At 77.0% G+C, this 3,693-nt stretch carries 3 protein-coding genes and 1 pseudogene; all 4 read left to right on the forward strand.

Features of this window, described 5'->3' with window-relative positions; translation table 11 throughout:
* Positions 1–564 (forward strand): annotated as a pseudogene (locus PYV61_RS22465) (hypothetical protein); the annotation flags it as partial.
* Between the two features lie 172 nt (positions 565–736).
* Positions 737–2,056, forward strand: a complete 1,320-nt coding sequence (locus tag PYV61_RS22470; RefSeq protein ID WP_275835886.1) for a heterodisulfide reductase-related iron-sulfur binding cluster — start codon at positions 737–739, stop codon at positions 2,054–2,056.
* A 156-nt stretch (positions 2,057–2,212) separates the two neighbouring features.
* The gene (locus PYV61_RS22475; RefSeq protein ID WP_275835888.1) at positions 2,213–3,328 is read left to right on the forward strand and encodes an OmpA family protein; all 1,116 of its coding nucleotides are present in this window, start codon (positions 2,213–2,215) and stop codon (positions 3,326–3,328) included.
* A gap of 84 nt (positions 3,329–3,412) precedes the next feature.
* A partial coding sequence (locus tag PYV61_RS22480) for a hypothetical protein (protein WP_275835890.1) occupies positions 3,413–3,693 on the forward strand: 281 nt, incomplete at its 3' end.

The following is a 3,693-nucleotide window of genomic DNA, read 5'->3' on the forward strand; positions in this document are numbered from 1 at the left end:
ACCCTGCTCGGCGCGCCGCTCGCCGCCTGGGCGCTGGAGCTGGTCAACGGCCCGGCCGACGCGCACCTCGCGCTCGGCGACCGCGCCCTGCTGCTGGCCCGCGTCGCGGGCAACGCCGACGCGGTGGCGGCGCTGCGCGCGCCGCTCGCCGAGCTGGGCGACGTCGCCGACGCCCCGGCCGACCTGTGGGCGCGGCTGCGCGCGTGCGAGCCCGCCGAGGGCGTGGTGGCGCGCCTGTCGTCGCGCCCGGCGCGCGTGGCCGCCCTGTGCGCCGAGCTGTTCGCGCCGGCCGCGCGCGCGTTCGGCCTGCTGGCGCACGCGACGCCGTCGCGCGGCGTGGTGCGCTTCGTCCTCCCCGGCGCCGACGGCTTCGGGATGCCCCGCCCCGACGTCGCCGACGCCCCCGACGCGCCCCCGGCCCGCCGCGCCGTCGAGCGGCTGCCGGCCGCGCTCTGGCCGACCGTCGGCCCGACCTGGGCGCCCCCCGCCGCCGACGACCCGCTGTCGCGCCGCGTGCGCGACGCGTTCGATCCGGGGCGGATCCTGAACCGGGGAATCATGTAAGGGAGCGTCGAGCGTGGAGCGTCGAGCGTCGAGCGCCCTCCTCGCGGCGGGAGGGCCCCTCCCGACGCGCGGACTCCCCTCGACGCTCGCCGCTCGACGCTCGCGCCGCGCCGCAAGAATGCTCGCTCGCCGCATCGACGCTCCGCTCCCGCACGGACCCGTAGGCTCTCCCATGCTCCTCCCCACGCTCGACGACCGACCCGCCGCGCCCTGCGCCCTCCCCGGCACCCCGCTCGCCGCGGCGCGCCCGGGGCTGGACGCGTGCGTGCACTGCGGGTTCTGCCTGCAGGCGTGCCCGACGTACGTGAACCTGCAGGACGAGAACGACTCGCCGCGCGGGCGCATCCAGCTCATGCGCGAGGTGCTCGAGGGCGGGCTCCCCGTCGACGACCCCGACGTCAACCTCCACATCGACCGCTGCCTCGGCTGCCGCGCCTGCGAGACCGCGTGCCCGTCGGGGGTGCCGTACGGGCAGCTGCTGGAGGCGACGCGGGCGACGCTGGCCGAGGGGCGCCCGCGCCCGCTGGTCGCGCGGGTCGTGCTGGGGACGTTCGCGCGGAAGCGGCTGCTCGCGCTCGTCCTGCTCGGCGCGCGGCTGTTCCGGGCCACCGGGCTGCCGCGGCTGCTGGCGCGCGCGCTCGGCGGACGCGCGGCGTTCGCGCTGGCGATGCTGGACAGCACGCGGCCGGCGGTGCGCGCGCCCCACTGGCGCCCGCGCGGCGACGGGGCGCGGGGGGAGGCCGTGCTGCTGGAGGGGTGCGTGATGCGCGGGCTGTTCGCGCACACGCACGACGCGGCGCGGCGCACGCTCGGGCACAACGGCTACCGGATGGTCCGGGCGCCCGGGCAGGCGTGCTGCGGGGCGCTGCACGCGCACGCCGGCGACCTGGAGACCGCGCGCGCGCTGGCGCGGGCCAACGTCGCGGCGTTCGAGCGCGCGCCCGACGCGCTGGTCGTCAGCGACGCCGCCGGCTGCGGCGCGATGCTCAAGGTGTACGGGCAGCTGCTGGCCGACGACACGGCGCGGGCGGCGCGCGCGCGCGCCGAGGCGGCGCGGGCGAGCGACGTGAGCGAGGCGCTGGCGGCGGTGGGGGCGCGCGCGGCCGCAGGCGCGGCGATGGGCGACGGCGCGCCGGTGCGCGTCACCTACGACGCCCCCTGCCACCTGCTGCACGCGCAGCGGGTCGCCGACCCGCCGCTCCGCGTCCTGGAGGCCGTCGGCGGGATCGAGCTGGTGCCGCTGGCGGAGGCGGACCAGTGCTGCGGGAGCGCCGGCATCTACAACCTGATCGAGCCCGAGACGTCGGACGCCGTGCTGGCGCCGAAGCTGCAGCATGTGCGCGACACCGGGGCCGCGCTGGTGGCGAGCGGGAACCCCGGGTGCCTCATGCAGCTGGGGGCCGGGCTGTCGCGCGCGGGGAGTCGCACGCGCGTCGTGCACCCCGTCGAACTGCTGGATGCGGCGTACGCGCGAGGCGATTCATCCGTTTAGTGGATTCGCTGGCGAAGTGGCATCAGATTCGCGATCTGCCGAGTTCGCCGAGGCCGTGACCGACAGCGGGGCTGTACATCGGCCAGGTCGGCTTATATTGGCGCCGCAGCTTCGTCGGGCCCGGCGCCCACGCACCTCCACCCCCGCCGCCTCCCCATGACGCGTCGTTTCGTCGTCTCCGCTGCCGCGCTCGCGGCGCTCGTCGCCCCGGCACTCGCCGGGGCCCAGCTCCCCACCGGGATCCGCCAGCGCGCCATCGAGATCGGCGCCGTCGGCCGCTACACGATCTTCCCGGAGTCGGACACGCAGGTCGAGAACGTGTTCGCGGGCGGCGGCCGCCTCGCGTACTACCTGCTCAACAACCTCGCCCTCGAGGGCGAGGTCTCGTTCGGCGTCACCAAGCCGACCGTCCCGCTCCTGCCGAACCGCACGGACCTCGACGACGTCTCGCATACGCTGTGGGACGCGCGCCTGCTCTACAACACGCCGCAGCGCGGGCGCACCAGCCTGCACCTCGGCGTCGGCTACGGCTACGACGGCTTCGGCCGCCTCCGCCAGGCGGGCGTCGGCCCGCGCGGCCACGGCCCGACGGGGCTCATCGGCCTGCGCTTCTTCCTGACGCAGCGCGTCACGCTCCGCGGCGACGTCGGCGGGCTGTACGTGATCGACGACCAGGAGCCGCGCGACGAGGCCAACACGATCGACACCGGCGACCGCACGCCGCGCTTCGAGCCGAGCATCCGCCTCGGCCTCGGCGTCCTGTTCCGCAACCAGCCGACGACGTCGGTCATCACGCAGAACGTGACGCGCACCGACACGGTCCGCGTGACGCAGGTCGACACCGTCTACCGCGACCGCATCGCCGCGGCGACGCAGCCGGGCGCGAACGCCGCCACCGGCACGGGCACGGGGACGGCCAGCAGCGCGACGGTCGTCATCGGCGTCGTGAACTTCGACTTCGACCGCGCCGAGATCTCGAGCGACGCGCGCCGCATCCTCGACGACATCGCGGCGTCGATGCAGCGCCCCGAGGCGCAGCGCCTGCGCCTGATCCTCACCGGCAACACCGACGCGATCGGCGGCGAGAGCTACAACAACCGCCTGTCCGAGCGCCGCGCCGAGGCCGTCCGCGCGTACCTCGCGGGCAAGGGCATCGGGGCCGACCGCCTGACGCCGCGCGCGGCGGGCGAGGGGAACCCGGTGGCGTCGAACGAGAACCCCGAGGGGCGCGCGACGAACCGCCGCGTGCTGATCGAGCTCAACAACCAGTAAGGGCGTTCCGCCCCGCGGTCGCGACGGGCCGGCTCCTCCGGGGGCCGGCCCGTCGTGCGTCCGCCCCCGCAGTACATTGGCCGCATGCTGCTCACGCTGCAGGCGGCGCTGTTCGAGCTGGAGAACGTGCTCGTCGAGACCCGCGCGGCGCGCGCGGCGGCGCTGGCCGACGCGTTCGGCGCCGAGGCAGGCCCGCTGACCTCCGACGCGCTGGCCGCGCTCGCCGACGGCGACGCCGACTCGGTGGTGGCCGCCGCCGCGGACGCCCTCGCCCCCGCGCTCGACGCGACCGCGCGCGAACTGGTGGCCCGCCGCGCGGAGCTGGCCGGCGGGCGCGCGCTGGCCGCCGGCGTCTCGCTGGCCCC

Origin of the sequence: Roseisolibacter sp. H3M3-2 (assembly GCF_029211165.1) — a bacterium.
Taxonomy (GTDB): Bacteria; Gemmatimonadota; Gemmatimonadetes; order Gemmatimonadales; family Gemmatimonadaceae; genus Roseisolibacter.

Excerpts from the sequence above, each read along its gene's own strand:
- PYV61_RS22470 (WP_275835886.1), top strand. The coding sequence starts at position 737 with ATGCTCCTCCCCACGCTCGACGACCGACCCGCCGCGCCCTGCGCCCTC.
- PYV61_RS22475 (WP_275835888.1), top strand. The coding sequence starts at position 2,213 with ATGACGCGTCGTTTCGTCGTCTCCGCTGCCGCGCTCGCGGCGCTCGTC.